Annotated in this window: 5 protein-coding genes; 3 read left to right on the top strand and 2 right to left on the bottom strand. The window is 74.6% G+C overall.

Features of this window, described 5'->3' with window-relative positions:
* The coding region (locus OMK64_RS19770) for a VOC family protein (protein WP_276596338.1) at positions 1-357 on the bottom strand (357 nt) is incomplete at its 3' end.
* On the bottom strand, positions 354-692 hold the full coding sequence (locus OMK64_RS19765) for an ArsR/SmtB family transcription factor (RefSeq protein ID WP_272730064.1): 339 nt from the start codon (positions 690-692) through the stop codon (positions 354-356). The genes OMK64_RS19770 and OMK64_RS19765, both read right to left, overlap by 4 nt.
* Positions 693-865: 173 nt before the next feature.
* On the opposite strand from OMK64_RS19765, the gene OMK64_RS19760 reads away from it, so the two are divergent.
* The 3 genes from OMK64_RS19760 to OMK64_RS19750 form a co-directional block, all read left to right on the top strand.
* Positions 866-1,228 (top strand): YciI family protein, encoded by a 363-nt coding sequence (locus OMK64_RS19760; RefSeq protein ID WP_272730063.1) that lies wholly within the window; start codon positions 866-868, stop codon positions 1,226-1,228.
* A 142-nt stretch (positions 1,229-1,370) separates the two neighbouring features.
* Entirely contained in the window at positions 1,371-1,889 is a 519-nt protein-coding gene (locus OMK64_RS19755) for a YciI family protein (protein ID WP_272730062.1), read from the top strand.
* The coding region (locus OMK64_RS19750; RefSeq protein WP_272730061.1) for an RNA polymerase sigma factor at positions 1,886-3,378 on the top strand (1,493 nt) is incomplete at its 3' end. The genes OMK64_RS19755 and OMK64_RS19750, both read left to right, overlap by 4 nt.

Below are 3,378 nucleotides of genomic sequence, written 5' to 3'. Positions count from 1 at the left end.
CAGCGTGTCGTTCGGCTTCAACGGCGCGTGGAACGGCACGGCCAACCCCGCGCCGACGTCGTTCGCACTCGACGGCACGACCTGCAGGGGCGGCATCACGCCGACGACGACGCCGAACGACGCCGCGGGGATGCCGTCCTCGACCAGCCCGGCCTTGTACGGGCCGACGACGGGGTGCGTGTCCGGCTCGAGCAGCAGCTCGACGCCGTCGGGTGCGGCGGGCGACACGACGGTGAGCCAGCGGTCCTCGCCGAGCGGGACGTCGTGCTTCAGCACGAAGCCGAGGACGCGGGTGTAGAAGTCGAGCGCCTTGGCCTGGTCGTCGACGAAGACGCTGGTCACGGTGAGGCGGATCATCGGTCGGTCCCTCCGGTGGGGGTCTCGGTGTCGCTCGGGGTGTCGCCGTCCGTGTCGCTGCGGTCGCGCGCCGGCCAGCGGCGCGTGATCTCGGCGAGCGGGGTCGTGTCGAGGTGGTGGAGCTTGTACCGGCCCTCGCGCCGGACGACGACCAGCCCGGCAGCCTCGAGCACGTCGAGGTGCTGGGAGATCGCCTGCCGGGTCGACGACAGGCCGTGCTTCATGGCGAGGCGCGAGCAGATCTCGAACAGCGACTGCCCGTCGCGCTCCTGCAGCTCGTCGAGGATCACGCGGCGCGTCGGGTCCGCGAGCGCCTTGTACACCTCGTCGGGCATGTCCACTGTTATAGGCAAGTGGCAACTTGCATGTCAATGAGTGGCGGGCCGCTGTCGATTCCGTCTACCGCCGCGCGTCATCCCGGTGCACGGTGTCCCTGGACGGCGGGCCGACCACCTCACCCCCGGACCGGCACGCCGCCGGCCCGACCGCCACGCGACGAGGAGCTGACATGACCGACGACCGCAGCCGCTGGATGGTCCTGCTGTACGAGGACGAGAACGCCTGGGCGACCGCGACCCCCGAGCAGCAGGAGGTGTACCTCGACCGGCACCGCGACTACGAGCAGAACGCCGCCGGGCACGGCGTCGCGATCCTCTCGAGCGACGCGCTCCAGCCGACCGCGCACGCCACCACGCTGCGAGCTGGCGAGGAGCGGATCGCGAGCGACGGGCCGTTCGCCGAGACGACCGAGCAGCTCGGCGGCTTCTACCTCGTCGAGGCCGCGTCGCGCGGCGACGTCGTCGACCACGCCCGGCGCCTGCCGCCGTCGTACACGATCGAGGTCCGGCCCGTCGCGATCATCGACTTCTGAGGCCATGTCGATCGGGACGCGGCACCCCCGTCATCCCGTCGACAGCCCATCCCACCCGGAGGCCCCCGATGCCCACGCAGTCCCGCCGCCGTCCGCGCGCCGCCACGACCGGCTCCACCACGACGGTCCGGGGTGCGTCCGCATGAGGTTCGTCGTCCTCCGCTACGGCGCCCCGAGCACCCGTCCCGTGCGTGGGACCGACCTGCTCGACGAGCTCGCGACCGGCGGGCCGCGTGGCGCGCACCCGAGCCCGCGGCCCGCCGGCCAGGGCTCGCCTCCCCCGGGCGCCGGCGACGGCGACGCGCCAGGGCAGGGTCCTGCGGTCACCGGTCCCGCGCCCGGTCCCGACGACGACGACGTCGCCTCCGCTCTGGCCGCGGTGCTCGCTCCCCCGCGCGCACCGCGCGACGACCTCGCCGCGCTCGCCGCCGTCCTCGGTGTCACGACCGTGCTCGACGAGATCCTCGGCTCCCCCGACGTGGCGACGACCGTCCGCTCGCGCGCGGAGGGTCTGACCCTCACGGACGGGACGGCGGACGTGCCCGACGGACCGCTCGTCGGGCTGCACGTCCTCGACGCCCCCGACCTCGACGCGCTCGTCGACGTCCTCACCCTGCTGCCGGCGGGCACGTTCGAGGTGCACCCGGTGGTGGCGGCATGACCGCACGCGACCCGGCCGATGGTGCGGGCACGCACCCGTCAGGTACGGACGCGTCCACCCGTGCCACCGCGCTCCCGAGCGCCTCGACCTCGACGCCCGGCGCGACGACCGAGCAGCAGGCCGCCGATGCGGTCGCCGCCGCGTGGCAGCAGCACTGGTCACGCCTGATCGCGCTGGTCATCGGCCAGTACGCGCGGCCGGACCTCGCGGAGGACGCGGTGTCCGACGCGTTCGAGTCCGCCGCCCGACGCTGGCCGCTCGACGGCGTGCCCGCCAACACCGGCGCCTGGCTGCTCACGGCCGCGCGTCGACGCGTCCTCGACCGGCTGCGCACCGAGTCGGTGCAGCGGCGCAAGGCGCCGCTCATGGTCGTCGACGACGAGATGCGCGCGGCCGCGTCCGCCGCCGTCGACCCCGGCGCGCACGTCGCCGACGAGCAGCTCCGGCTCGTCTTCGCGTGCTGCCACCCCGCGATCGCGCCCGACGACCGCGTCGCGCTCACGCTGCGGTTCGTGGTCGGGCTGTCGACCGCCGAGATCGCCCGGCTGCTGCTCGTCCAGGAGTCCGCGATGGCTGCCCGCCTCACCCGCGCGAAGAAGCGCCTCGCCGCGTCCGGAATCCCGTTCGCGACACCGCCGGCCGACCGGCTCGACGAGCGGCTCGACGTCGTCGCGACCGTCGTCTACCTGACCTTCACGTCGGGCTACCAGCCGGGTGCGGGCGACGTCCCGCTGCGCGTCGACCTGGGTGACGAGGCGATCCGCCAGCTCCGCGTGCTCGACGGGCTCCTCCCGGACCGGCCCGTCGTGCGCGCGCTGCTCGCGCTCCTGCTGCTCCAGCACTCGCGCCGCGACACCCGCCTCGACGCCGACGGCGCGCTCGTCCTCCTCCCCGACCAGGACCGCGCCCTGTGGCACCACGACGACATCGACGAGGCCCTCGCGCTCCTGTCCACCCTCACCCCCGAGGTCGCACCCGCCGCCGGCACGCCGACGCTCGCAGCGCGCCCGCCGATGTCGCGCCTCGCCCGCGAGTACCTCCTGCAGGCGCTGATCGCCGCCGAGCACGCCACCGCTCCGACGTCGGAGGCGACCCGCTGGGACGTCGTCGCCGCCCGCTACGCGGAGCTCGAACGACTCACCGGCTCGCCCGTCGTGCGTCTCGCCCGGGCTGTCGCCGTCGCGGAGGCCGACGGCCCGGATGCCGGCCTGCGCCTGCTCGACGGCCTCGACGAGGCGCTCCCCCGCCTCCACCGCGTCCCGGCCGTCCGCGCGGAGCTCCTGGCCCGCGCCGGCCGCCGCGCCGCCGCCGCGGCGTCGTACCGCCACGCCCTCACCCTCGTCACCAACCCCACGGAACGCACCCACCTCGAGTCCCGCCTCGGTGATCGCGTCGTGCCGCCGCTTCTCATGGACGAGGTCGTCATGGGTCCGGTACTTCACCCTGCCGTCGTACTCGATCCCCACCGACCATTCCGGCCACCCGAGAT

It is taken from the genome of Cellulomonas fimi (assembly GCF_028527925.1).
Taxonomy (GTDB): domain Bacteria; phylum Actinomycetota; class Actinomycetes; order Actinomycetales; family Cellulomonadaceae; genus Cellulomonas; species Cellulomonas fimi_C.
Note: the sequence above shows the minus strand (reverse complement) of the source record. Positions and strands in the feature narration are given on the sequence as shown.